Origin of the sequence: Blautia acetica (assembly GCF_038739805.1) — a bacterium.
Taxonomy (GTDB): Bacteria; Bacillota; Clostridia; order Lachnospirales; family Lachnospiraceae; genus Blautia.
In genome coordinates this window covers 40,790-63,642 of record NZ_JBBEWO010000015.1, presented here as the reverse complement: position 1 = coordinate 63,642, position 22,853 = coordinate 40,790, and the positions used below count along the sequence as shown (strand labels likewise).

At 45.3% G+C, this 22,853-nt stretch carries 24 protein-coding genes and 1 pseudogene; 2 read left to right on the top strand and 23 right to left on the bottom strand.

Features of this window, described 5'->3' with window-relative positions:
* Positions 1-21: 21 nt before the first annotated feature.
* The 7 genes from nspC to WBS51_RS10840 all read right to left on the bottom strand — a co-directional run bounded on the left by nspC (position 22) and on the right by WBS51_RS10840 (position 7,671).
* On the bottom strand, positions 22-1,158 hold the full coding sequence (gene nspC / locus WBS51_RS10870) for a carboxynorspermidine decarboxylase (protein ID WP_291681204.1): 1,137 nt from the start codon (positions 1,156-1,158) through the stop codon (positions 22-24).
* Entirely contained in the window at positions 1,158-2,360 is a 1,203-nt protein-coding gene (locus WBS51_RS10865) for a saccharopine dehydrogenase family protein (protein WP_173748787.1), read from the bottom strand. The genes nspC and WBS51_RS10865 overlap by 1 nt, the downstream gene beginning before the upstream one ends.
* Positions 2,361-2,412: 52 nt before the next feature.
* Complete coding sequence (speB, locus tag WBS51_RS10860; RefSeq protein WP_291681205.1) at positions 2,413-3,273, bottom strand: agmatinase; 861 nt, start codon at positions 3,271-3,273, stop codon at positions 2,413-2,415.
* On the bottom strand, positions 3,254-4,114 hold the full coding sequence (gene speE, locus WBS51_RS10855; protein ID WP_173748789.1) for a polyamine aminopropyltransferase: 861 nt from the start codon (positions 4,112-4,114) through the stop codon (positions 3,254-3,256). The genes speB and speE overlap by 20 nt, the downstream gene beginning before the upstream one ends.
* Position 4,115: 1 nt before the next feature.
* Positions 4,116-5,570, bottom strand: coding sequence for an aminotransferase class I/II-fold pyridoxal phosphate-dependent enzyme (locus WBS51_RS10850; RefSeq protein WP_294462851.1), 1,455 nt, complete (start codon positions 5,568-5,570; stop codon positions 4,116-4,118).
* A 16-nt stretch (positions 5,571-5,586) separates the two neighbouring features.
* Positions 5,587-6,345: an adenosylmethionine decarboxylase gene (gene speD / locus WBS51_RS10845; protein ID WP_173748791.1), complete on the bottom strand. Its 759-nt coding sequence runs from the start codon at positions 6,343-6,345 to the stop codon at positions 5,587-5,589.
* A gap of 486 nt (positions 6,346-6,831) precedes the next feature.
* Positions 6,832-7,671 (bottom strand): DegV family protein, encoded by an 840-nt coding sequence (locus WBS51_RS10840; protein ID WP_173748792.1) that lies wholly within the window; start codon positions 7,669-7,671, stop codon positions 6,832-6,834.
* A 171-nt stretch (positions 7,672-7,842) separates the two neighbouring features.
* Here WBS51_RS10840 and WBS51_RS10835 point away from each other — a divergent pair, with 171 nt between their 5' ends.
* Both WBS51_RS10835 and nudC read left to right on the top strand, forming a co-directional pair.
* Positions 7,843-8,346, top strand: coding sequence for a DUF5721 family protein (locus WBS51_RS10835; protein ID WP_173748793.1), 504 nt, complete (start codon positions 7,843-7,845; stop codon positions 8,344-8,346).
* A gap of 41 nt (positions 8,347-8,387) precedes the next feature.
* A complete protein-coding gene (gene nudC / locus WBS51_RS10830) occupies positions 8,388-9,224 on the top strand; it encodes an NAD(+) diphosphatase (protein ID WP_291681208.1) in 837 nt (278 codons plus the stop codon).
* A gap of 18 nt (positions 9,225-9,242) precedes the next feature.
* Here the strand turns inward: nudC and WBS51_RS10825 are convergent, their stop codons facing one another.
* The 16 genes and pseudogenes from WBS51_RS10825 to WBS51_RS10750 form a co-directional block, all read right to left on the bottom strand.
* Entirely contained in the window at positions 9,243-9,866 is a 624-nt protein-coding gene (locus WBS51_RS10825; RefSeq protein ID WP_173748795.1) for an EAL domain-containing protein, read from the bottom strand.
* The gene (locus WBS51_RS10820) at positions 9,832-11,304 is read right to left on the bottom strand and encodes a sensor domain-containing diguanylate cyclase (protein ID WP_294462673.1); all 1,473 of its coding nucleotides are present in this window, start codon (positions 11,302-11,304) and stop codon (positions 9,832-9,834) included. The genes WBS51_RS10825 and WBS51_RS10820 overlap by 35 nt, the downstream gene beginning before the upstream one ends.
* A 16-nt stretch (positions 11,305-11,320) precedes the next feature.
* Positions 11,321-11,731 (bottom strand): annotated as a pseudogene (locus tag WBS51_RS10815) (GGDEF domain-containing protein); the annotation flags it as partial.
* A gap of 20 nt (positions 11,732-11,751) precedes the next feature.
* Positions 11,752-12,210, bottom strand: a complete 459-nt coding sequence (locus WBS51_RS10810; RefSeq protein ID WP_294462678.1) for a GGDEF domain-containing protein — start codon at positions 12,208-12,210, stop codon at positions 11,752-11,754.
* A gap of 148 nt (positions 12,211-12,358) precedes the next feature.
* Entirely contained in the window at positions 12,359-12,913 is a 555-nt protein-coding gene (locus WBS51_RS10805) for a hypothetical protein (protein ID WP_294462670.1), read from the bottom strand.
* The gene (locus tag WBS51_RS10800) at positions 12,885-13,196 is read right to left on the bottom strand and encodes a hypothetical protein (RefSeq protein WP_173748799.1); all 312 of its coding nucleotides are present in this window, start codon (positions 13,194-13,196) and stop codon (positions 12,885-12,887) included. Before WBS51_RS10800 ends, WBS51_RS10805 begins: the two co-directional genes overlap by 29 nt.
* Positions 13,197-13,454: 258 nt before the next feature.
* A complete protein-coding gene (htpG, locus tag WBS51_RS10795) occupies positions 13,455-15,503 on the bottom strand; it encodes a molecular chaperone HtpG (RefSeq protein WP_173748800.1) in 2,049 nt (682 codons plus the stop codon).
* A 131-nt stretch (positions 15,504-15,634) separates the two neighbouring features.
* Positions 15,635-16,273: a class I SAM-dependent methyltransferase gene (locus WBS51_RS10790; protein WP_173748801.1), complete on the bottom strand. Its 639-nt coding sequence runs from the start codon at positions 16,271-16,273 to the stop codon at positions 15,635-15,637.
* A gap of 21 nt (positions 16,274-16,294) precedes the next feature.
* Complete coding sequence (locus WBS51_RS10785; protein ID WP_226853647.1) at positions 16,295-17,692, bottom strand: aldehyde dehydrogenase; 1,398 nt, start codon at positions 17,690-17,692, stop codon at positions 16,295-16,297.
* A 68-nt stretch (positions 17,693-17,760) separates the two neighbouring features.
* Entirely contained in the window at positions 17,761-19,368 is a 1,608-nt protein-coding gene (locus tag WBS51_RS10780; RefSeq protein ID WP_294462664.1) for a potassium/proton antiporter, read from the bottom strand.
* A 101-nt stretch (positions 19,369-19,469) separates the two neighbouring features.
* Positions 19,470-19,733 carry a glyoxalase gene (locus WBS51_RS10775; RefSeq protein ID WP_173748803.1) on the bottom strand — a complete coding sequence of 88 codons (264 nt, stop codon included), beginning with the start codon at positions 19,731-19,733 and terminating at the stop codon, positions 19,470-19,472.
* Positions 19,726-20,520: an HAD family hydrolase gene (locus WBS51_RS10770; RefSeq protein WP_294462660.1), complete on the bottom strand. Its 795-nt coding sequence runs from the start codon at positions 20,518-20,520 to the stop codon at positions 19,726-19,728. The genes WBS51_RS10775 and WBS51_RS10770 overlap by 8 nt, the downstream gene beginning before the upstream one ends.
* On the bottom strand, positions 20,498-21,193 hold the full coding sequence (locus tag WBS51_RS10765) for an HAD family hydrolase (protein WP_173748805.1): 696 nt from the start codon (positions 21,191-21,193) through the stop codon (positions 20,498-20,500). Before WBS51_RS10765 ends, WBS51_RS10770 begins: the two co-directional genes overlap by 23 nt.
* Positions 21,194-21,195: 2 nt before the next feature.
* Positions 21,196-21,783, bottom strand: a complete 588-nt coding sequence (locus WBS51_RS10760; protein ID WP_173748806.1) for a Maf family protein — start codon at positions 21,781-21,783, stop codon at positions 21,196-21,198.
* Positions 21,784-21,956: 173 nt separating this feature from the next.
* Positions 21,957-22,508, bottom strand: a complete 552-nt coding sequence (locus tag WBS51_RS10755) for a DUF3793 family protein (RefSeq protein WP_173748807.1) — start codon at positions 22,506-22,508, stop codon at positions 21,957-21,959.
* On the bottom strand, positions 22,501-22,797 hold the full coding sequence (locus WBS51_RS10750) for a DUF2325 domain-containing protein (protein WP_173748808.1): 297 nt from the start codon (positions 22,795-22,797) through the stop codon (positions 22,501-22,503). Before WBS51_RS10750 ends, WBS51_RS10755 begins: the two co-directional genes overlap by 8 nt.
* Positions 22,798-22,853: the final 56 nt, after the last annotated feature.

Here is a 22,853-nt window from a genome sequence, read left to right as displayed (position 1 = left end):
CCGCAGCAGTCTTCTCTATACTTAGGAAAGCCGGTTTTTAAAGTCCTCATATCCGAACCTCTTTACCAGTTTTCTTTTCCCATCTATCCCTTCCCAGACTATATCCGGCAAAGGCATACCGTTAAAAGTATTGGTTTTCACCATGGTATAAAGCGCCATATCCTCCAATACCACCTGGTCGCCCGGCTTCAGCGGTGTGTCAAAGGAATAATCTCCTATGACGTCTCCGGCCAGGCAGGTTGGTCCTGCAAGTCTTACTGTGCAGGCTTTTTCTCCCGGCAGCCCGCTGTCTTTCACAGGGGGACGGTAAGGCATTTCCAGCACGTCCGGCATATGACAGGCAGCGGAAGTATCCAAAATAGCAATATCCATGCCATTGTGAACCACTTCCAAAACTTCTGATACCAGAAATCCTGCCTGCAGCACAACTGCCTCCCCCGGCTCCAGATAAACCTCTACTCCGTAAGTTTCTTTCAGCCGCTTCACCATCTCTGCAAGAGCCTCCACATCATAATCCTCTCTTGTAATATGATGTCCTCCTCCCAGATTCAGCCATTTCATCCGGGAAAGGTACCTTCCAAACTTCTCTTCCACAGCTTTTAAGGTAATTTCCAAAGCATCTGCTCCCTGCTCACACAAAGTATGAAAATGCAGCCCGTCCAAAAGCGGCAGCAATGCCTCATCAAAATTTTCCAGCGTAGTTCCCAGCCTGGAAAAAGAGGCGCACGGGTCATAGATAGCATGTCCCTCCTGGGTAGAACATTCGGGATTTATCCGCAGTCCCACGGATTTCCCCGCCAGTTTTGCCTTTTTTGCATACTTTCGCACCTGCCCCGGGGAATTAAACACCACATCATCTGCATACTGCAGCAATTCTTCAAATTCCTCTTCCCTGTATGCAGGGGAAAACACATGGGTTTCCCCGCCGAAGTTTTCATGCCCCAGCTTTGCCTCATACAGACCGCTGGCTGTAGTTCCCGCCAGATATTTTCTCAGCAGCGGATAGGCATAAAACATAGAAAATGCCTTTTGTGCCAGCAGAATTTTACAGCCCGTCCGGTCAGAAACCTGCTTTAAAATCTCCAGATTTTTCACAAGTTTCTTTTCGTCCACCAGAAAATACGGTGTGGAAAAGGAATTTTTTTCTCCCCCTGCCATTAATCCACCAGTACCGGATTATGGTCTTCCTGCCATGGAAGCCCCCAGGTATTCAAAGCATCCATAAATGGATCCGGATCAAACTCTTCAATATTGTGTACACCCGGTTTATTCCACTTTCCGGTCATGACCATCATAGCTCCAATCATAGCCGGCACACCTGTGGTATAGGCAACCGCCTGAGAGCCGGTTTCTTTGTAAGCCTCTTCGTGGTCACAGATATTATACAGATAGTAGGTTTTCTCTTTTCCGTCTTTTTTGCCGCGGAAAATACAGCCAATGTTGGTTTTTCCCTTGGTGCGCGGTCCCAGAGAGGCCGGGTCCGGAAGCACTGCTTTCAAGAACTGCAGCGGTACGATTTCCTTTCCCTCAAACAAAATCGGTTCAATGGAAGTCATTCCCACATTTTCCAGACACTTTAAATGTGTCAGATAGCTCTGTCCAAAGGTCATAAAGAAACGGATTCTCTTAATCCCCGGAATATTCAGTGCCAGACTTTCAATTTCCTCATGATGAAGAAGGTACATATCCTTCTGTCCTACTTCTTTGAAATTGTATTCTTTCTTAATTTCCATAGGTTCTGTCTCTACCCAGTGACCGTCTTCCCAGTAAGAGCCCTTTGCAGAAACCTCCCGGATGTTGATTTCCGGATTAAAATTGGTGGCAAACGGATATCCGTGGTCACCGCCGTTGCAGTCCAGAATATCAATATAATTGATTTCGTCGAATTCATGTTTCAGGGCATAGGCGCTGAACACCCCTGTTACTCCCGGGTCAAATCCACTGCCCAAAAGCGCCGTAATGCCTGCTTTTTCAAAGCGTTCTCTATATGCCCACTGCCAGCTGTACTCAAACTTTGCCGTATCTTCCGGCTCATAGTTTGCAGTATCAATGTAATGGGTTTTCGTAGCCAGGCAGGCATCCATGATAGTCAAATCCTGATACGGAAGAGCCAGATTCAGAACCACATCCGGTTTTTCCTTTTCGATTAAAGCAATCAGTTCCTCCACCTGGTCTGCATCTACCTGCGCAGTTGTAATTTTTGTCTTTGTCGTACCTTCCAGCTTTGCCTTTAACGCGTCACATTTGGATACTGTACGGCTGGCAATACAGATTTCCTCAAATACCTCACTGTTCTGACAGCATTTGTGAATTGCTACAGAGGCTACGCCTCCACATCCGATAATCAACGCTTTTCCCATATTTGTTTCCTCCTGTTTTCTTGGTTTTATGTATGTTATAAATAAATTGGTATTATGCCTTCTTCGTAAGAGCCAGCAGCATTTCCCGGATAATCTTTCCTGCTGCTGCCGTAGAACTTCCGCTGGCGTCATAGTGCGGACTTAACTCATTCACATCACAGCCCACTACCCTGGCTCTTTCACATACCAGCGTCACAGCCCGGCGAAGCCTGTCAAAGCTCACCCCTCCCGGTTCCGGCGTTCCGGTTCCCGGAAAGACGGACGGGTCCATCACATCCAAATCCACGGTAAAATAAACCGGTCTGTCTTCCAGGGCAGCAAGGGTCTCTTCCAGCCCTTCAAAATCAAACTTCTGCATACAGGTGTGTTCCCTGGCCCAGGAAAACTCTTCCCGGTCCCCGGAGCGGATACCAAACTGGTAAATTTTTCCGTCTCCAATCAAGTCCCAGCAGCGGCGCAGTACGCAGGCATGAGACAGCTTTTCTCCCAGATAATCCTCACGCAAATCTGCATGGGCGTCAAAATGAATGATACAAATCTCCGGGTATTTCTCCTGCACAGCCTCAAAGGCTCCAAGCGTCACCAGGTGCTCTCCCCCTACCATAAAAGGCAGTTTTTCATCCCGTAAAATTTCCCCGGCTCTCTCCCGGATGGCAGACAGAACATCTCTGGTATTTCCAAAGCAAAGCTCCAAATCCCCCGCATCCATTACCAGACTGTCGATTAAATCCCGGTCCTGGTAAGGGCTGTAGCTTTCCAGTCCAAAAGACTCATGACGGACGGCGCTGCTGCCAAACCTGGTTCCCGGACGAAAGGAGGTGGTAGAATCAAACGGTGCACCAAAAAGAATGACCTCAGCCTCCTCATAATCCTTATCACATTCCAGAAAAGTTTCAACATTCTTTCTCAACATTTTTCAAAAGTTCCTCCACATACGCAGGCAGATAAAATGCCCCTTTATGCAACGTTGTCGTATAGTAACGTGTCTGAATCCCCCGGGTATTCCATTCTTTTTCCCTCAAATGCTTCAGCGGATGATACTTCTTGGAAGCAAATCCAAAAAGCCAGTGTCCGGAAGGATATGTAGGAATATGGGCCTGGTACACCCGGCTGACCGGAAAGGTTTCCGTAATATTCCGGTGTGCTCTCTGGCAGGCTCTGGCATCCTCCTCATAGAAAGGACTTTCATGCTGATTCACCATAATGCCGTCTTCCTTCAGCGCTTTATAGCAGTTTCCGTAAAATTCTCTGGTAAAAAGCCCCTCCCCCGGGCCAAAGGGATCTGTGGAATCCACAATAATCAAGTCATACTTATTTTCACATCTGCGGATGTATTTCAGGCCGTCCTCATAGCGGATGTTTACCCGCTCATCATCCAGACAGCAGGCGGTTTTAGGCAGGTATTTGCGGCAGACCTCCACCACCATATCATCAATCTCCACCAAATCAATCTGCTTTATTTCCGGATAACGAACCAGTTCCCGGATGACACCTCCGTCTCCCGCGCCGATAACCAATACCTTTTCCGCTTTAGGATGTACTGCCATGGGGATATGGGTAATCATTTCGTGATAAATAAACTCGTCCTTCTCCGTCAGCATCATGTAGCCGTCCAAAGTGAGAAATCTTCCGAATTCCGGCGATTCAAAAATATCAATCCTCTGAAATTCACTCTGACCGCTGTAAAGCTGCCGGTCTACACGAATGGAAAATTTCACATCCTTTGTCTGTTTTTCCGAAAACCAAAATTCCATACTACACTCCTTTCAGTACGTTGAGCTGGCGAATTTCCTCATCCTCCGGCCCGGTAAGGGTACAGCCCTTTTCTTTTGCATATACAATATGTTCCACAATGGCCTGTGTCACCTGTTCTCCCGGTGCAAGAAGAGGAATCCCCGGCGGATAGCACATGACAAATTCACTGCATATCCGTCCCACACAGTGCTCCAGAGGCAGTGCCTCTTTGGGCGCATAAAACGCATCCTGGGGAGATACCGCTACCAGGGGCGGTATATACTCCTGTTCCAGCAAATCCACCTTTTCCTTCCCGAATCTGCGGGAAATCTCTGAAAGAGCAGAAACCAGACGCTCAACGTCCCGCTTTCTGTCTCCAATGGAAAGGTATGCCAGCACATTGCCGAAATCTCCGAATTCTATCTGAATGTCATACTCATCCCGGAGCAGATCATAGACTTCAATGCCTGCCAGCCCTACTTCCAGCGTATGTACAGAAAGCTTGGTCACATCAAAATCGAAAACACTGTCACCGTTTATCAGTTCTTTGGAAAAGGCATAAAAGCCTGGAATCTCATTGATTTCGCTTCTGGCGTATTCGGCCAGTTCCATGACTTTTTCAAAGGTTTCTCTTCCCCGCAGAGCCAGATTTCTTCTGGAAATATCCAGACTGGACATGAGAAGATACGAACCGCTGGTAGTCTGGGTCAGATTGATAATCTGGCGGACATGTCCCGGCGAAATTCCCGATCCTGTCAGCAAAAGGGAACTCTGGGTCAGACTTCCCCCGGACTTGTGCATGGATACCGCTGCCATATCCGCTCCGGCCTCCATCGCCGATACCGGCAGCTTATCCGAAAAATAAAAGTGCGTTCCATGGGCCTCGTCAGACAGACAGTACATGCCATGCTCATGTGCCAGCTTCACAATAGAGCGGATATCCGAACAGACCCCATAGTAGGTGGGATTGTTCACCAGCACGGCCTTTGCATCCGGATTTTCCTCTATAGCCCGTCTCACATCTTCCACAGACATACCAAGAGGAATCCCAAGCCTCTGGCTGCACTGGGGATTCACATAAACCGGAACTGCCCCGCACAGCACCATGGCCCCAATCACACTTCTATGTACGTTTCTGGGCAGGATGATTTTTTCCCCTCTTTTGGCTACCGAGAGAATCATACTCTGCACCGAGGAGGTCGTGCCTCCCACCATAAGAAAAGCATGGGCTGCATGAAAGGCCTCTGCCGCCAGTTCCTCCGCCTCCTTAATCACGGATACGGGATGGCAGAGATTGTCCAGAGGCTTCATGGAATTTACATCCATGTTCATGCACTGCTCTCCCAAAAGCTGTGTCAGTTCCGGATTTCCCCGGCCTCTTTTGTGTCCCGGCACATCAAAAGGCACCACCCGCATCTTTCTTAAATTTTCCAACGCCTCATAAATAGGGGCATTCTCCTGAGATAATTTTCCCATTTTCCCATCTCCCCTGTCAGTAAATATTTCTTCCGCTGAAGACCTCTATCATTTCCCGCCGCAGGCTGTTCATAATATCCAGCCGTTTCTTGGGCGGCAGTTCGTAAATATCTGTATTAAAAAGATAATTCTGCAAATCAATTTCCTTTAACATCATTTTCGTGTGAAAAAGGTTTGCCTCATACACATTGATGTCTACCGCATCATACCGCTGCAGGGTTTCTGCTGCAATATAATCCTGAATAGATGTAATCTTATGATCCATAAACAGCTTCCTGCCGTTTACACTGCGGGTAAAGCCCCGTACCCGGTAATCCATGGTAATAATATCCGAATCAAAAGAGCCTATGAGGTAATCCAGTGTAGACAGCGGTGTAATTTCTCCGCAGGTTGCCACATCAATGTCCACCCGAAAAGTGGCCAGACAGGTTTCCGGATGGTATTCCGGGTAAGTATGCACTGTCACATGGCTTTTGTCCAGATGAGCCACCTGAGTGCTGCCTGCGGGAATCATAGACCCTTCTGCAATCAGCAAAGTCACGGACGCCCCCTGGGGTTCATAATCCTGCTGGGAAACATGCAGTACCTGGGCTCCTATCATGTCCGTCAGATTGGTTAAAATCCCCGTCAGTCTTTCGGAATTGTACTGCTCGTCAATATAGGCAATATAGTCTTTCTGCTCTCTGGCCGTCTTTGCATAACAGACATCATAAATATTAAAGCTCAGGGCTTTCGTCAAATTATTAAATCCATACAATTTCATTTTCTCGCCCACAACGGATAACTCCTTTTTCTTCCTGAAATATGGCTTTTCCGCAGGCTTAAAGCAAACGTAAAAAGCCGCAAATGACGTATATTTCTACACATCACCTGCGGCTGACCATTTCTTATCCATGTTTTTAAATTCTGCACAAGGCAGAAAATAAAGGTTTGATTATGGAATTACTCAAGTTCAGAGTCTATATAGCAAATATCTTACTTTTACTACTCTTATTGACCGTTTCACAAGTTGATGTGCATCTGTACGCACTGGTTGTAAAGTTACCAACTTATAAAATTTGAGCTTTTAACTCAATCAATAAGGCAACTTCCGTTGCCAATCGGCAGTTGACCCGGCTGTCCGTATGGCCTTAATCCCTTCCGGGATGGTCACATAAATATTTGCATGGAATCTGTCGAACTTTGTATCCCATAGCGTTTCTACTATATCTGATTTTTTTCTTCCTGTCAATTCCTTTGTGAGACAAATTGCAAAACAAAACTATAAGACTACAATCACGCCTCCGTCATTGGCATACATGGTGCTGACACCTGCCGTATCCAGAATCACCACATCTTTTACGGAAACTCTCTGCAAAATCGCCTCTTTTACAATTTCCGCTCTGGCCGGACAGTTGCAGTGGCTGATAGCCAGCACCTTTTCCTCGCTGTCCTTTGCCCTCTGGGCAACATAATCCACCATTTTCATCATGGCCTTATTAATGCCCCTGGCCTGGTTCAGCTGCACAATGGTACCTTCCGGGGTGGACCCCATCACCGGCTTGATTTTCAGCGCAGATGCCACAAAGGCTTTCAGATTGCTGAGTCTTCCGTTTTTGCGCAGAGTCTCCAGATTCTCCAGGACAAAGTATGTGTTCTGGGAATCAATGTACGCCTCCACCGTCTCAATGACCTGCTCAAACGCCATGCCCTGCTCCTCGCACTCCCGAATCTTCATGGCAACAAGCGTTTCCCCTACCGAAGCAGAACGGGAATCAAAGACATATATTTTCTGCTCTGGCCGGTTCTCCAGAAGAAGATTTTTTCCCAGCACGGCGCTGTTGTAAGAACCGCTCAGATTAGAAGACAGGGTGACTGCATATACACGCTCTGCGCTGCAGTCATAAGCCTGCATATACCGCTCCGGAGAAGGGCAGGAAGATTTCGGACACTCCGGACTCTGTGCAGTCTTTTTCAAAAAAGCGCTTTGGTCAAAGGTTTCATCATCTATAATATCCTCTCCTTCTACCGTAAGCGTCAGGGGGATACTTTCTATATTTTCATCTGTTTTCCAGCTTTCGGGCAGTTCGCCGCAGCTGTCTATCACTATTTTATAACTCATTTTCAACAACCTCTTTATGTAGTTTTTAATACCATGTCTTATAATAACACAAAGCCTGCTATTTGAAAAGGTTTTTTCCCGGAAAACTCTAGGATTTTTTCTGATTTTCGTTTATACTGTTCTTATCTGTGTTTCATGCAGTAATTTTTAGAGAAACGAGGGATTCTTACTATGATTGCTCTGCAGATTGTGGACTTAAAGGATTTCATGTCCAAGCTTCTTATCGGCAGTACCTTTGACAGCTTCTGGCTGTGCGAGGCCTCTGTCACCACCTTTGCAACCTTTACCATTGACGGTACTCTGCATACAGACTTTTACGATACACAGGAGGCCCAACTCCTCCAGACGCAAAAGCAGACTTATTCGCTCTGGCGGGATATTAAACCCTTTTGCTTTTCCATGATGAAAGGAAAGAAAACACCTCTTCACTTTAAGATTGTATTCCGTCTTTCCGAAAAAAATACGGAAAAACTTCTTTTGGGAAATCATCTGAACTTTTCCTCTGATGATGTTTTCGGGTTATTTGTCAATTTCCAGTATGACGGAAAGACACTGACCTGTACCACTGGTACTTCCCTAAAGACCTTTACCCTGGATAAATCCCTTGACCACGTCTGGGACGATTTGATTCAGAAATTTTTCAGACAGCAGCAAATCCCCTGCGAAAAACTGTAACTGATTTGTCTTACTTTATTTTACATTCGGAGGTAATCAACATGATTCAGGACCTTGATTTTCATTGCTATCACAACGAATACACCCACGCACAGCCTGAGAACGGAGATTTCATTCTCTCCTTCCGCAGCCGGGAAATCCTTGGCGCCATAAGAGACGGGCTTCTCACCTTCCCCACCTGGGAAACGCTCTCTGGCAGCCAGAACCTTTCTCCCAGTGCCTGTATTTATCTTTTTTCCATTGACGAACAAAGATATTTCCTGCTTTTTGATTATGAGGCAGAAGAATTTGCAGACTTTACATATCAGGATATTTCCATTTTCCGCAGTATGCAGCCTAAGGAGCAGTGTTTCGGACTTGTCACCGGCTTTCATCTCTACAACTGGTATAAAGGACGCCGGTTCTGCGGAACCTGCGGACACAAACTCATCCATGACGAAAAAGAGCGCATGATGTACTGTCCTCAGTGCCAATCCACAGAATATCCTAAAATTTCTCCAGCCGTCATTGTGGCGGTTACCAACGGGAACAAAATTCTCATGTCAAAATATGCGGGAAGAAACGCCAAACGCTATGCCCTTATTGCGGGATTTGCAGAAATCGGAGAAACCCTGGAGGAAACCGTAAAAAGAGAGGTCATGGAAGAGGTTGGTTTAAAAGTGAAGAATATCCGCTACTACAAGAGCCAGCCCTGGGGACTTTCCGGCAGCCTTCTGGCCGGCTTTGTCTGCGATTTGGAGGGAGAAGATACCATCACCTTAGACAAAAACGAACTGGCTGTGGCACAGTGGTTTGAACGGGAAGAAATCCCCTATGACGACTATGATGTCAGCCTTACCCGTGAAATGATGATACAGTTTAAAAAAGGACTCCTTTAAACCAAAGGAGCCTTTTTTCTACATATATTTTTCCGTAAATTCAGCGGCACAAAGAGGTTTGCTGTAATAATACCCCTGTCCGTAATCACAGCCTGCTTTCAGAATAAAGGCTTCGTCTTCCCAGGTTTCCACGCCTTCTGCCACAGTCGTCATGTTCATTTTCTTTGCCAGCTGTGCAATCTGTTCCATCACAATCTGCTGCTGCCATTTTTTATGACCCGGCATTTCCATCAGAAACGCTCTGTCCAGCTTCAATTCATCAATTTCCAGACTGCACAGAATGTTCAGAGAAGAGTAGCCGCTGCCGAAATCATCCATGGAAATCTGGAAGCCCTTTTCTTTCAGTTCCCGGATTCTGCTGTTTAATCCTTCTGCATCCCCAAGAGCCAGGCCCTCCAGAATTTCCAGGGTAATCATCTTAGCCGGCACATGGTACCGTTCCATGATTTCACACAGATTTTCCACATATCCGTCCTTGTAAAACAACAGTTTGGACTGATTGACCGAAATGGGAATGGCTTCCTTTCCTTCATCCATCCACTGGCGAATCTGACGGCATGCCAGCTCTACCATATACAAATCCAGTTCTGTACAGAAACCATTCTGCTCAAACAGCGGAATAAACTGATCCGGAAAAATCATCCTGCTGCCGCTTCTTCGCTCTGTCCAATGCAAACATGACATGACTCATAAGTTCTTCCCGCTTCACAAAACTGCCGTTTATCTCTGCCCCGGTCACCACCCCTGCATAAATCATCATGCGGTACTGCCGGTTGTAGTGCAGAAAGAAATCACGAATGTGCTCTGTAATCTCCTCCAGACGCCTCTGCACAAGGTTTTCATATGAAGTTCTCATGAGTATGTAAAACTTATCCGCAGTTTCCCGGCAGAAGAACTCTCCCTCAAAAACTGCCTCATCCAGCACCTTTTTCACATAGCACAGCAGCTGGTTAGCCACTTCATCTCCAAAAGTCTCATTGATAAACTTAAACTTGCGGATGTTCATGGCCACCAGACTGAAATCCCGGGTACTGGCAATGGTTTCTTCCAGCATGTGGGAGAACTTCACCATATTATAACTGCCTGTCAGCTGGTCATAATAGGCAAACCGCAGAAGTGCTCTGCTGTTTCGCTTCATCAGACGGGCGCCATACAGGATACACATACCGGAAAGAGCCAGAAGCAGGAAGAAAATAATCCTCGTAATCAGAAGGTTCTGGTACAGTGGCTCGCTGATTCCCCGTTCTGTGGCAGTCAGCACCAGATACCAGTCATGAACCCCTACCGGCTCTGCAAACATCCGGCAAGTCTGCCCATTCTCATTGACCTCCATAAATTTACTTTTTCCCTGTTCCAACATGTTCTGAAATGCTGTCCGCTCTTTTTCAGAGAGAAGAATATCAGAAACAGAGTCTGCCTGATCTCCGGACTGGGCAGGCAGAAAAAATTTTCCGTCTGTCCCCATAACCCGAACCTTTGTCTGTTCACTGAAACCACTTTTAATACTTAATACATCAAAAAACACCGACGTGCTTTCACAGGCCGTCAAGGCGCCTACCACCGTTCCATTTTTCTGTACAGGAACTGCATACGCAATGAAATCTTCATCTGCTGCGCTGTCATGATAGACATCGGAAACCACGCTTTTCCCGTCCCAGGCTTTCTGAATGCTCTCATAGAAAGTGGAATCCGTCTCTTCTGCCTTCATATTTTCTTCCATGGCGCCATTGACGGTTACGCGGATTCCTGTTCCGCCCTTTTCAAAGTATCCCATCTGCAGGAAGCTGTTCTCATTGTTGGATTCATACAATCCCTTTGCAAACTGGCTGCTGTCTATGGTTCCGCTGAACTCCATAAAACTTGACAGGGTATAAAGAGTTTGCAGGTCTGTGTCAATTTTTCTGTTGATATTGGTTCTATGCCTGTTTGTCTCTGTCACAATCTGATCTTCGATTTCATTCTGAAACGTATGATTCAGCAGGATGGAAATGCCTCCGCTTCCCATTAAGAGCACAAGACTCACCAGAGTAAAGAAAAGTGTTATCTTTCTCAGACGCTTCTGCATTCCTCTTTCATCCATTTTTATATCCCCTCTCTTATGCAATCCAATATTGATTCCTGTGTTTGTTTTTCACCTCATAAAGCGCTCTGTCAGCCCTTTCATAAAGGCTTTCAAACGTAATTCCTTCTTCCACAAGGGCAATGCCTATGGAAGCGCTGACTGTCACTTCTTTTCCGTCTTTTTCGTAGGTTTTTACCAAAATTCTGTTTATCTTCTCCGCGCAGAAACGAATATCCGCTACGCTCTCCGCATCCTTGATAAACAGCATAAACTCGTCCCCTCCGATTCTGCATATCAAATCCTTGGCTCGGATAACGGATTTCAGGCTGGCTGCTGCTTCATGCAAGGCCTTATCTCCTACTATATGACCCAACGTATCATTCACTTCTTTGAAATGATCCAAGTCCAAAAAAAACAGAGCACATAGGTCGGAAGTATTTTCTTTTTCCTGTTCTAAATATGCTTCTACTTCTGGTTCTTCAAGGCTGCTCTGGCCTGATCCTGAATCACCGTTACATCCGTTTCAGAACTGTCGCCAAAGCTGATACCTCTGCGAAACCGAATCTTATATTTCGGTAAATCCATCCCCTGAAAGGTATTAATCTCCCTTACTATGGCATTTAACCGCTCCTGGATAACCTGAAAATTCGTTTCCTTCATACATAAAAAGAAATGATCCATTTCTGTCCGGGTAACAAACTCTCTGTCTTCTTCTTTTAACGCCTCCGCCATTACAGCATAAAAATAGCGAAGCAGTTTATCTCCGTTTTTTGCGCCCAGATTTCTGTTCACAATCTTAAAGTCCACCGAATCCATCATAACAATGGCATACTGTTCTGCAATATGCTTTCTGCAAAGCTTCCGATATTTTATCTGAAACTCCAGCTTATTGATTCCTCCGGTCACCTCATCGGAAAAAGCCAGGTGTTCCAGTTTCTTTTCCCCCTCGCTGTAGCTTTTAAACAGCAGGAAAAATAAGCGCCGAACACCAGCATAACCACAACCAGATTTCCCATCATTTTCACTACGTAAGAATCAGAAAAACCGGAAAACAAATCCGCAGAAACAATGGTTACAGCTGTCCATCTCTTCTTTCCAGAGGCTCGTAAGCCAGGTAATACCTCTTATAGCCGGGCAGAAGGATACGGAAAACGCCGCCCTTGTGGTTGCTGATATTTTCTTTCATACGTTCTGCATTTTCCAGAATCTCTTTATCTTCCTTCTGTCCTACGACAAGATTCCAAAACGCCATGCTCTCTTCTTCCCCGGAAGACAGAAGTACCTGCTCCGTTTTATCTACCACATAAGTACTGCTTTTTTCCTGGAACGTTTTAGACATCATAATACTTGTTATTTCTTCTGACGAAGCTGCTGCCCACAAAGTTTTTTCTTCACTGGCGCTGCCTGTCTTTACGGCATAGACCATTCGTTCCTCTTCCATACAGGACGCACAATGTCCTTCTCTTAATTCCTGCCCAAACACATCGTTTTCTGTCAGTTCTTCCCTGTTTACATCCTCAAAACCTTTTCCAGCAAGCTGTACCTCTCCTGTTTTATCATCATATAGCGCAATAAAATCAAAACCATACAGCTTCCTCTTAGTCTCCAGGTAACTTTCTATATCCATCCCGGGGTTTTTCTTCTGTCAGAGTCTCGGCCAGTCCCGTCATCATGGCTGTATTGCTGCTGATTTCCATGTCTATCATATCAGCCCGCTGCTCCACATAATTCCTTACATATTCTTTTGTGGTTTTGGCATCCTTTGATTTCATTTGAATGGTACAAACTACAGAATATATAACAATTCCCAGGGAAAGCGTCCCCAGCAGCAGCATGTGAACCCGCACTTTCAGCCTTCTGCCGCCCATACTGTTCAGATACTTCTTTTTCTCTTTTTTGTATGCTTTCATATTCTTCATTTCTCCCTTGCCGGCTCTGTTTCCTTCCGGGACATTTTCTCTATGCGTCATTTTCTCTCATACTTACCCATTTTCGAGCATTATTCTAATACACTCCGCATTATTTGTCTATATGTTTCTCCAAATTTTTACAGTACCATCCTCCTAAATCCAACAGGCTGTACCTGTCTTCAAAAAGGAAAGAGCAGAAACTCCCATACGGATTTTTCTGCTCTTTCCTTTTGTTATTTTTTCTCGTAACTGCCTGGTTTATTTTGCCAGCAACAGCATAATCTCATTGCTTCGGGCTACAAATTTTGTCATTTCCTCCGGTGTCAGCTGTCTGTGGCTGATTAACGCCAAATCATAGAGCTGTTCACAGAGAATCTGTGTCTGTTCTCCTTCTTTGTGCTCCAGTACATACTGCACCAGTTTATTGTTGGCATTTAATACCAGAGTTTCCTGTCCGCCGAACATAGACGGGTCCATACCATACATATTGTACATTTTCATCATTTCCTGCATACGGCGGTTTTCTTCTGAAATCGTCATCATGGAAGATACCTTCTCGTTTTTCAGGCTTTCCACTTTCACGGTCAGATTCTCTTTTTTCAAAGCTTTTTTGAAAACTTCTGACAACTCTTTTGTCTCGTCTTCCAGATTCTTTCCTTCCTCTTTCACTGCTTCTGTCAAATCTGCATCAATGCGAAGGAATCTGACTGTTTCCTTTGCCTGCTCTACATGAGAGATAAATGCAGAGTCAATGTTGTGCTTCAGAATCACAGCATCCTGTCCCTGTTCTTTAAACAGATTGATGTACTGGCTCTGCTGTACTTCATCTGTGACATAGTAGATATTGGTCTTCTCCGGCTCTTTCTGTGCCTCGTCTTTGGTTTCCTCCAGAACTTCTTCCTTTGTATCTTCCGGTGTTTCTTTTGCATTCTCTTTGATACAGTCTTCCAAAGTCAGATATTTTCCGTCAATGTTCTTATACAGAATGTAGTCCATCATTCTTTCAGAGAACTTCGTATCTTTTAAGCAGCCGAATTTGATAAACGGATTGATGTCATCCCAGTATTTTTCATAGTTTTCTCTGTCTGTCTTGCACATACCGGTCAGCTTGTCTGCTACCTTTTTGCTGATATAGTCAGAAATTTTCTTCACGAATCCATCGTTCTGAAGGGCGCTTCTGGATACGTTCAGCGGTAAGTCCGGACAGTCAATCACACCCTTTAAAAGCATCAAAAACTCCGGAATCACTTCCTTAATGTTGTCTGCAATAAATACCTGGTTGTTGTATAATTTAATGGTTCCCTCAATGGATTCATATTCCATGTTGATTTTCGGGAAGTACAAAATACCTTTCAAGTTAAACGGATAATCCATATTCAGATGAATCCAGAACAGCGGCTCTTTGTAATCCATAAAGACTTTGCGGTAAAAAGCCTTATAGTCCTCGTCTGTACATTCATTTGGGTGCTTCATCCATAACGGGTTGGTATCGCTTAAAGAAACCGGACGCTTGTGGATTTTTACCATTTCCTTTGCAGGGGAAACTTCTACCACTTCTTTTTCGCCGTTTTCGTTCTCTTTTTCTTCGGTTTTGGCCTCTTCGTGAATGTGCTCTACAACTACATCGTCTTCTCTGACTTCGGATTCTTCTACCGTTTCATATTCCTGCGGCGCATTCGCCTTGGACAGGAATATTTCCGTCGGCATGAAGGAACAGTATTTCTCAATGACTTCTCTTGCACGGTATTCGTTGGCAAACTCCAGGCTGTCTTCATTTAAAAACAGGGTAATTTCAGTACCCACTTCTGTCTTATTTCCCTCACCGATTTCGTATTCGGTGCCGCCGTCGCAGGACCAGTGTACCGGCACAGCGCCTTCCTTATAAGAAAGCGTATCAATCTGCACTTCATCTGCCACCATAAATGCAGAATAGAATCCCAAACCAAAGTGTCCGATAATCTGGTCTTCGTTTGTCTTGTCTTTGTATTTCTCCAGGAACTGGGTTGCACCTGAAAAGGCAATCTGGGTGATATACTCTTCTACTTCTTCCGCTGTCATACCAAGACCGGTATCAATAAATTTCAGGGTTTTCTCTTCCGGATTTACGATAACCTGGATTTTGTTTTTATGATTTTCCGGGAAAGTATACTCGCCCATGACTTCCAGCTTTTTCAGCTTTGTGATAGCGTCGCAGCCGTTGGAAATCAGTTCACGGAAAAAAATGTCATGGTCTGAGTAGAGCCATTTCTTAATAATCGGAAAAATATTGTCACTATTAATTGATAAAGTACCACGCTTATTAGCCATGATAATGCATCTCCTTTTTCTTCATTTCTAAAAAACATATTAATACGCAGGGGAATAAAAGTCAAGAGAAAATTAGCACTCATTTTCAGTGAGTGCTAATAATTTATAAATTTTATATTTTGTTTAGATTTTCATTTTTCCACTTTCTGCCCTACGATAAAAATATTGGGCGGACTTTTATGCAGATTCACAATCTCCAGCACTAAAAAACCGTGCTTTTGTATTCTCCGCATAAGCCCAATAGGGGTATCAAAGGCCACATACGGCATAAGATGCAGTTTGCTTTTCCAGAACTTCTTTATGGCTTCTTTTGACAGACTTCTGCCAAGGCAGTCCGTAGCCGAAATAAAAAGGCCGCCCGGCTTTAAGACTTCATAAATTTGCTCCAGCACTTCCTCCTGATTTTCCATATAAAGCAGCACATTATAGGCGGTCACCACGTCAAAGGATTTCGCCGGAAACTTCCTATCCTTAAGGGTTCCGCAGTGAAAGGAAATATTCTGTTTTCCCAGTTCTCTGGCTTTTTGCTCTGCACGCAAAAGCATTTCCCTTGAACTATCTATTGCGGTAATTTCCTTCACGCAATCTGCCAGCTGCATGGTCACAATTCCGGTGCCGCAGCCGATTTCCAATACAGTATTTTCCTGATTCAGAAATGCTGCAGACCGCTTTACTGTCTTTTTGTAGGCATTTTTATAAACCTCCAGAACCTGGCTGTCAAACATCCGGGAGCGCTTGTCCCAGAATCCGGATCCTTGTTTTTCTTTCATATTCTCCACGCTCCTTTCCGGTCATCTTAAAAACATACGCAAAAGCTGCTTTTTCCCTTTGGTATAAGGCTGATAGCGAATGGGCAAATCCAGCCAGCCGGCTTTCTTTACCATACTCTTGGTATGGCTGAAAGTGTCAAAGCTCTTCTTTCCGTGGTAACTTCCCATACCGCTGGCTCCTACTCCTCCAAAGCCCATGCGGGAAGTAGCCAGATGAATAATGGTGTCATTCACACAACCGCCGCCAAAGGAAAGATTCCTCAAAATCCTCTGCTCTGTGTCCGGATTTTTCGTAAAAAGGTAAAGAGCCAAGGGCTTTTCTCTGTCACGGATAAAGGTTTCTGCTTCTTCTATGGTGTCATAAGTCAGCACCGGAAGCACCGGACCGAAAATTTCTTCCTGCATAACCGGGGAATCCGGAGAAACATAATCCAGTACAGTAGGGGCAATCCGCAGACGCGCTTCCTCGCCAAATCCCCCTTCCAGAATTGCCTCGCCTTTGATAAGTTCCAACATTCTGTGGTAATGCTTTTCGTTTATCATTTTGGGATAATTGGGATTCTCCAGTGGATTTTTTCCCAGCATTTTATGAATCCACATTTTTACATAGTTCAGGAAAGGCTCTTTCACACTTTTCTGCACCAGAAGATAATCGGGAGCCACACAAGTCTGACCGCTGTTCAAATATTTCCCGAATACCAGACGCCTGGCCGCCAGTTTCAAATCCGCCGTTTCGTCTACGATACAGGGACTTTTTCCACCCAGTTCCAAGGTCACCGGCGTCAGATGGACAGCTGCTTTTTCCAGTACCAGCTGTCCCACCGCTTTTCCGCCTGTGAAGAAAATATAGTCAAAACGCTGCTCTAAAAGGCGGCTGTTCTCTTCCCTTCCCCCCTCTACCACGGCTGCAAACTCCGGTGGAAACACTGCCGAAAGCATTTTTTTCAGCACTGCCGATACATGGGGCGCATAGGCAGACGGCTTCACAATACAGCAGTTTCCTGCGGCAATGGCGCCAATCAGCGGTTCCATACACAGCATAAACGGATAATTCCAGGGAGACATAATCAGTACCACCCCGTATGGTTCTGTCATTTCAAAACTTTTTGCCGGAAACTGGGCCAGAGGAGTCGGCACCCCATTTGGCCGCATCCAGGCGGAAAGGTGTTTTTTCACATAAGTCAGTTCGGAAAGCGTCAGTCCCACTTCGGTCATATAGGCCTCAAACTCTGATTTCCCCAGGTCTTTTCGGAGAGCCTGATGAATTTCCTTCTCATACCGTCTGATTCCTTTTTCCAGCCTTTCCAGTGCTTTCTGACGAAATTGCGGGGTTTTTGTAATGCCTTTTTGAAAAAAGGCTCTCTGTTTTTCTACCAGACTGCTGATTTCCATCTTGCTATCACACTCCTGTTCTCTTATTCTTCTGCCGGATATCTTTCTTTATTTTACCACAAATACAAGGGAAAAAACAGCTGGAGAATTCTTTCTCACTTTCCGGCTGCCATGTCCCGGTACATAACCACAACATCCTGCTCCTTTAACACCGTTTTTCCATCCGGAATAATGGCCTCCTCCCCACGAATAACCATGGCAATCAGTTCGTTTCTGGACAAATGCAGCTGGGCTATGCTTTTGTTGCACCATTTATCCCCTGAAAGAATACGCTTCTCCTGGAGCTGCTCCGTCTCATTGGTATTATAAGGCGGCACACTGAGAATCACACTGTCCCCGGCACAGATTTCTGTATTTCCTTTTGTCAGTATCATTTCCTCTCCCCGTTTAATCATCAAAGCCAGAGAGCCCGTGGGAATGTTCACCTCTTTTATTTTCTTTCCATCCCACTCATGCCCCTGGGGAATATACATGCGCATAAGCTGCAGCGAAGTTTCTTCCTGATAATCGTTAAAGGTTTTGCTTACATCCGCGGTATCATCAATCATAGACAGCTTCTGCGCCACCTTGGGCAGAAACGTTCCCTGAATGGCTACAGAGAAAAGAGAAACCATAAACACAATGTGGAACAAATCCTGCTTCATAGAAATCCCTGCCGCTACGGCGGTAATGGCAAATACTGAAGAAGAGGCACCGCGAAGCCCTGCCCAGGAAATCAGCCAGCACTGCCGGTTGCTGCATTTCATAGGCTTTAAAAGTAAAAAGACAGCCACCGGCCTGCTGATAATTGTCAGAAAAGCCACAATAGCAAGCGCTGTGGGAATGATTTCCGGCATCTGATGCGGAAAGGTTAAAAGTCCGATTAAAAAGAAAATCAATATCTGAGCCAGGCTGGTAACGCCGTCAAAAAACGGAATCAGTATCTCCTTCTTTTTGATTTTGCTGTTTCCCATAAGAATACCGAAAAGATACACACTCAAAAAAGCATTGCCCCCCACAAAAGAAGTCAGACCATAGCAGCCCAGCACCATGGCAATCACAAAAACCATCTCCAGCCCTTCCGCAATCAGACTAGTATTTGCCATAATAAAGACGCAAAGCTTCGCCAGCACCAGTCCTACCAGAACACCGAAGATAATCTGCATGGCAATCACAGCCGCAATATTTCCGGATTTTCCATTTGTCATAATTCCAATGGCTATAATCGTGAGAAGATAGGAAATGGGGTCATTGCTTCCGCTTTCCACCTCCAGAAGTGACGCTGTCCCATCCTTTAGGTTCAGCTTCTTTTTTCGCAGAATGGCAAACACACTGGCTGCATCTGTAGAAGACAGCACGGCGCCAATCAGAAAACTCTCTTCAAAAGAAAACTTTAAAACTACATTGCAAAGCAAAGCCGTAATTCCGGCCGTAATGAAAACACCTGCTGTAGACAGGGTAACGGCCTTTCCTGCAATACTCTTCGCCGCCTCCCACTTGGTATTGAATCCGCCATAAAACATAATAAATACAAAAGCCACCGAACAGATTCTTTCTGCCAGTTCAAAATTTTCAAAAGGTACTTTAAAAATACCGTCACTTCCGAAAAGCATGCCGATAAACATAAACAGTATCAGCGCAGGCATACCCAGCCTGTCCGAAAACTTTTCTGCAAGCACGCAAAGCAGCATAATCAAGGTGATTCCCAATATAATTCCTGTCATCTCATCTCTCCCATCTGTAAATCATTCAGAAAAAGGCTTCTGCATGTCTTCTATGAACCTTTCATCAGAAATCATGCAGCAGCCTCTTTTTTCCTTTTTATTTATCCTTCTACAATCAAATACTGACCGTTTGGCAGTGGGAAAACTTCACTGGCGTCCTCCAGTTCTTCCAGGGACATATCCTCTACGTCCATGCCGTTTTCCTCAAAGTACACTCTCACTTCTTCCAGTGAATCCACCACAGCGGCCATGCAGTCCTCTAAAAAGGCCTCCGCCTCTTCCTCTGTCTCTGCCACAGGCTCTGTAAAAAGCTGCTCCTGATTTCTTAAAAATGTTAAAATACACTCTTCGCTGTACTCATTCATACCAATTTCCTCCCTGTTTTATCACTTTTTCCAGTACCGTTTCCACTCTGTCGGTTACTCTTCCGGCGGTTTCCCGCACTTCCTTCCTGGCCTCTCCCACGGCAAAGCCATAGGTCACTTCCTGCAGCATTTCCAAATCATTGAAATTGTCGCCAAAAGCCGCGCAGTTCTCATCAGACAAAAGAAGGTGTTTCTTCAGCACCCGAAGCCCGTTTCCCTTATCTGCGCTTAAAGGCATCATATCCAGCCAGGAAATCCCGGAAGTCACTACCGTGGCTCTGCTGCCAAAGGCCTTTTTCCAGTAAGGCGCAATGGCCTCCGCGCCGTTTTCCTCATATACGGAAATCTTAATGATTTCCTCCGGCACCTGAAAAATATCCGGCAGCACCATAGTGTCGTTTTTCACAAAATTTATCATGTATTCCCGAAAAGCCTCTGTCTTAGGCTGCAGATAAACCGTCCTTTCCCCGGAAACCACCAGTTCCGCACGGTCTTTCTTCAATATGCTATGCAGCATTTCTTCTGCCAATTCCCTTTCAAAGATATTTTTATGTAAAATTTTTCCTTTGTAAACTACCAGGGCACCGTTTTCACAGACATAGGCAATATCCTCACAGACAGGTGCAAACAGTCTTTGCAGATTGGTATACTGTCTTCCGCTGGCGGCTACAAATAAAATACCCATTTCTTTTAACTGCTTTATCTGCTCTATGACAGTGTCAGACAACGTCCTGACTCCGTTTTGCAGAAGGGTTCCGTCTAAGTCACTGGCTATCAGCTTCAGCATTTTTCTGCTTCTCCTTTTCTCTTTTTGCAAGAGTCAGAATTTCTTCCGGCCGGTCCACAATTTTATCCGCATGGTGTTCTTCCAATTCTGTTCTTGGGCGGAATCCCCAGGTCACCCCTACGGTAAACATGCCTGCCGCTTTCCCGGTATCCATATCTGTGTTGGTATCTCCGCAGTAAATGCACTCCTTTGGAGAAATCTGAAATTCCTCTGCAATAGCCAGGGCGCCTATGGGAGAAGGCTTTCTGGGAATCTTCTCAGTCTGTCCCTGCACCTTATGGAACACGTCTCTGCCGAAAATCTTTTCCACAACTTCCACAGCCGCCCCGTGAGGTTTATTGGAAAAGACAGCAATTTTCAGACCTTCCTTTTTCAGTCCTTCCAGAAGTTCCAGAATTCCTTCAAAAGGCTTTACATGGTAAAAAGGATTTTCTCCAAACCACTTCCGGTACAAAACCCGCACTTCCTCATAATCCACTTTATCGCCGCCGGGAACTGCCTGCAGCATTCTTCTTACCAGTTCATCTGCACCGTCTCCTGCATAAAAATTATAATTTTCCACCGGAAGTTCCGGCAGGTGAAAATGACGCAGTGTCTGATTTCCCACATAGGCAATGGATTCCACGGTATCTGCAATGGTTCCGTCCAGGTCAAAAATACAAGCTTTATACATGTCTACCACTCCTTTATTTCCAATCCCATTTTTCTGCATTCCTGATAGAGTCTTGCCAGAGGCAGCCCCACAACCGTATTATAATCCCCCCGGATTTCCCGGATAAAGACTGCGGATTTCCCCTGGATTCCGTAAGCACCTGCCTTATCCATAGGTTCTTCGGTCTCCACATATCCCCTGATTTCTTCTTCTGTCATGGGATAAAAATACACTTCTGTCTTTTCATGGAAGGTGCGGATATTTTCTTTTCCCTCTTCCCTCACCATAACCGTTACACCGGTATAGACTTCGTGCTGTTTTCCCTGAAGCATGGTGAGCATGCTCACAGCCTCCTCCTTATCAGCCGGCTTTCCTAAAATTCTGCCTTCTGCGGCCACTACAGTATCCGCACCGATAACTGCCACGTCTCCTGTTGTCTGTGCATAAATATCACGGCATTTTAACAGGGACAGCTCCTCCACAGCCTGCCCCGGCTCTTTGACGGTTATCTTTTCTTCTGCCTGGCTGGGCTTTACCACAAAAGGAATCCCTGCCTGGGATAACAATTCCCGCCGTCTCGGTGATGCACTTGCAAGTATGATTTGTTTCATTGTCTGCTCCTTTTTGCAGTATGAAATATCTTCTGGTGTACTGCATAGTAAGAGTATAGCCCGACTTTTCCTCTGACGCAACCTCTTTTTAAAAGGGACGGCCAGAATCCGGACTCTCCCGTCCTTCGTGGCCGTCCCTTTTTATCAGAAGGTTCGTATGGAAATTTCCTGTTTTACGCTGCTACAATCAACTTTTTGACCGGTCTTCCTCCCAAAAACAGACGGGTATAAACCAGTTCGCACTTTTTAAATTTATGAAAGGTTTTTCTTGCTTCACATTCGTTGCAGTACACTTTCCAGCAGCCGCAGCATTTGCAGTTTTTCCCTTCATTTTCTATAAATCCCTTCACATCCTCCTGGGGATATCCCAGAAACAGTCCGATTTCGTGAGGGAACTTTGCACAGCTTTGAATTCTCTGCCGCAGACAGACCAAAGCCTCTTTCGCTTTTTCATATGCATAGCCCTCTGCTGCTAACATCTGTCTGGTTTCCCTGCGGTTTAAATCCTGCTCAAGGCGGCTGATTCTATATACATACAAAAGAGCCCTTTGCCCGTGCAGGCGCATAACCATCAGACCCAATCCCTTTTCCTGAAACACCTTCTGCCATTCTTCCAGAACTGCCTTCAATTCTTCCCGGTTTTCCCAGGGATACCAGAAAAGATTGGCTGTCTTCAGTCCGGCCAGCGTGGGAGCGCTGTGACGGATTAAAAATTCATCAAGCATAAACCGCTCCTCCTTTGATATCCTCCAGTACAGACTGCAGCGCTGCTGTGCTGGCTCTGTGAATCCGCACAATAGGAATGTTGTTCCTCTTGGCCTCTTGGGAAGCATTCATAACCATTTTGTGGGAAACCGTATTGGTAAACATCAAAAGCAAATCCGGGCAGCCCATTTTTTTCTTAATGGAACCATGTTCTTTGACAAAGACTTTCGCCTTACATCCATAATCCTGACACAGATTCTCATATCTGGTGACCATTCTCTCGTTTCCTCCGATAATTACAATACTCATATGCAAAACTCCTTTCCATTGTTGTTATCATTTCCTTTTTTCTTCCATTCATACGT

Bases quoted from the DNA above. Each gene is read 5' to 3' on its own strand.
- WBS51_RS10840 (WP_173748792.1), bottom strand. From the start codon at position 7,671: ATGAGTTATAAAATAGTGATAGACAGCTGCGGCGAACTGCCCGAAAGC.
- WBS51_RS10850 (WP_294462851.1), bottom strand. From the start codon at position 5,570: ATGGGAAAATTATCTCAGGAGAATGCCCCTATTTATGAGGCGTTGGAA.
- WBS51_RS10750 (WP_173748808.1), bottom strand. From the start codon at position 22,797: ATGAGTATTGTAATTATCGGAGGAAACGAGAGAATGGTCACCAGATAT.
- WBS51_RS10825 (WP_173748795.1), bottom strand. From the start codon at position 9,866: ATGATTTTTCCGGATCAGTTTATTCCGCTGTTTGAGCAGAATGGTTTC.
- WBS51_RS10800 (WP_173748799.1), bottom strand. From the start codon at position 13,196: ATGAAAGCATACAAAAAAGAGAAAAAGAAGTATCTGAACAGTATGGGC.
- WBS51_RS10790 (WP_173748801.1), bottom strand. From the start codon at position 16,273: ATGAAAGAAAAACAAGGATCCGGATTCTGGGACAAGCGCTCCCGGATG.
- WBS51_RS10770 (WP_294462660.1), bottom strand. From the start codon at position 20,520: ATGCTGAAGCTGATAGCCAGTGACTTAGACGGAACCCTTCTGCAAAAC.
- WBS51_RS10865 (WP_173748787.1), bottom strand. From the start codon at position 2,360: ATGGGAAAAGCGTTGATTATCGGATGTGGAGGCGTAGCCTCTGTAGCA.
- speE (WP_173748789.1), bottom strand. From the start codon at position 4,114: ATGGAATTTTGGTTTTCGGAAAAACAGACAAAGGATGTGAAATTTTCC.
- nspC (WP_291681204.1), bottom strand. From the start codon at position 1,158: ATGGCAGGGGGAGAAAAAAATTCCTTTTCCACACCGTATTTTCTGGTG.
- WBS51_RS10805 (WP_294462670.1), bottom strand. From the start codon at position 12,913: ATGGATATAGAAAGTTACCTGGAGACTAAGAGGAAGCTGTATGGTTTT.
- WBS51_RS10780 (WP_294462664.1), bottom strand. From the start codon at position 19,368: ATGACAGGAATTATATTGGGAATCACCTTGATTATGCTGCTTTGCGTG.
- WBS51_RS10775 (WP_173748803.1), bottom strand. From the start codon at position 19,733: ATGAATGAGTACAGCGAAGAGTGTATTTTAACATTTTTAAGAAATCAG.
- WBS51_RS10820 (WP_294462673.1), bottom strand. From the start codon at position 11,304: ATGGATGAAAGAGGAATGCAGAAGCGTCTGAGAAAGATAACACTTTTC.
- htpG (WP_173748800.1), bottom strand. From the start codon at position 15,503: ATGGCTAATAAGCGTGGTACTTTATCAATTAATAGTGACAATATTTTT.
- nudC (WP_291681208.1), top strand. From the start codon at position 8,388: ATGATTCAGGACCTTGATTTTCATTGCTATCACAACGAATACACCCAC.
- WBS51_RS10835 (WP_173748793.1), top strand. From the start codon at position 7,843: ATGATTGCTCTGCAGATTGTGGACTTAAAGGATTTCATGTCCAAGCTT.
- WBS51_RS10755 (WP_173748807.1), bottom strand. From the start codon at position 22,508: ATGCTTGATGAATTTTTAATCCGTCACAGCGCTCCCACGCTGGCCGGA.
- speB (WP_291681205.1), bottom strand. From the start codon at position 3,273: ATGTTGAGAAAGAATGTTGAAACTTTTCTGGAATGTGATAAGGATTAT.
- WBS51_RS10760 (WP_173748806.1), bottom strand. From the start codon at position 21,783: ATGAAACAAATCATACTTGCAAGTGCATCACCGAGACGGCGGGAATTG.
- WBS51_RS10765 (WP_173748805.1), bottom strand. From the start codon at position 21,193: ATGTATAAAGCTTGTATTTTTGACCTGGACGGAACCATTGCAGATACC.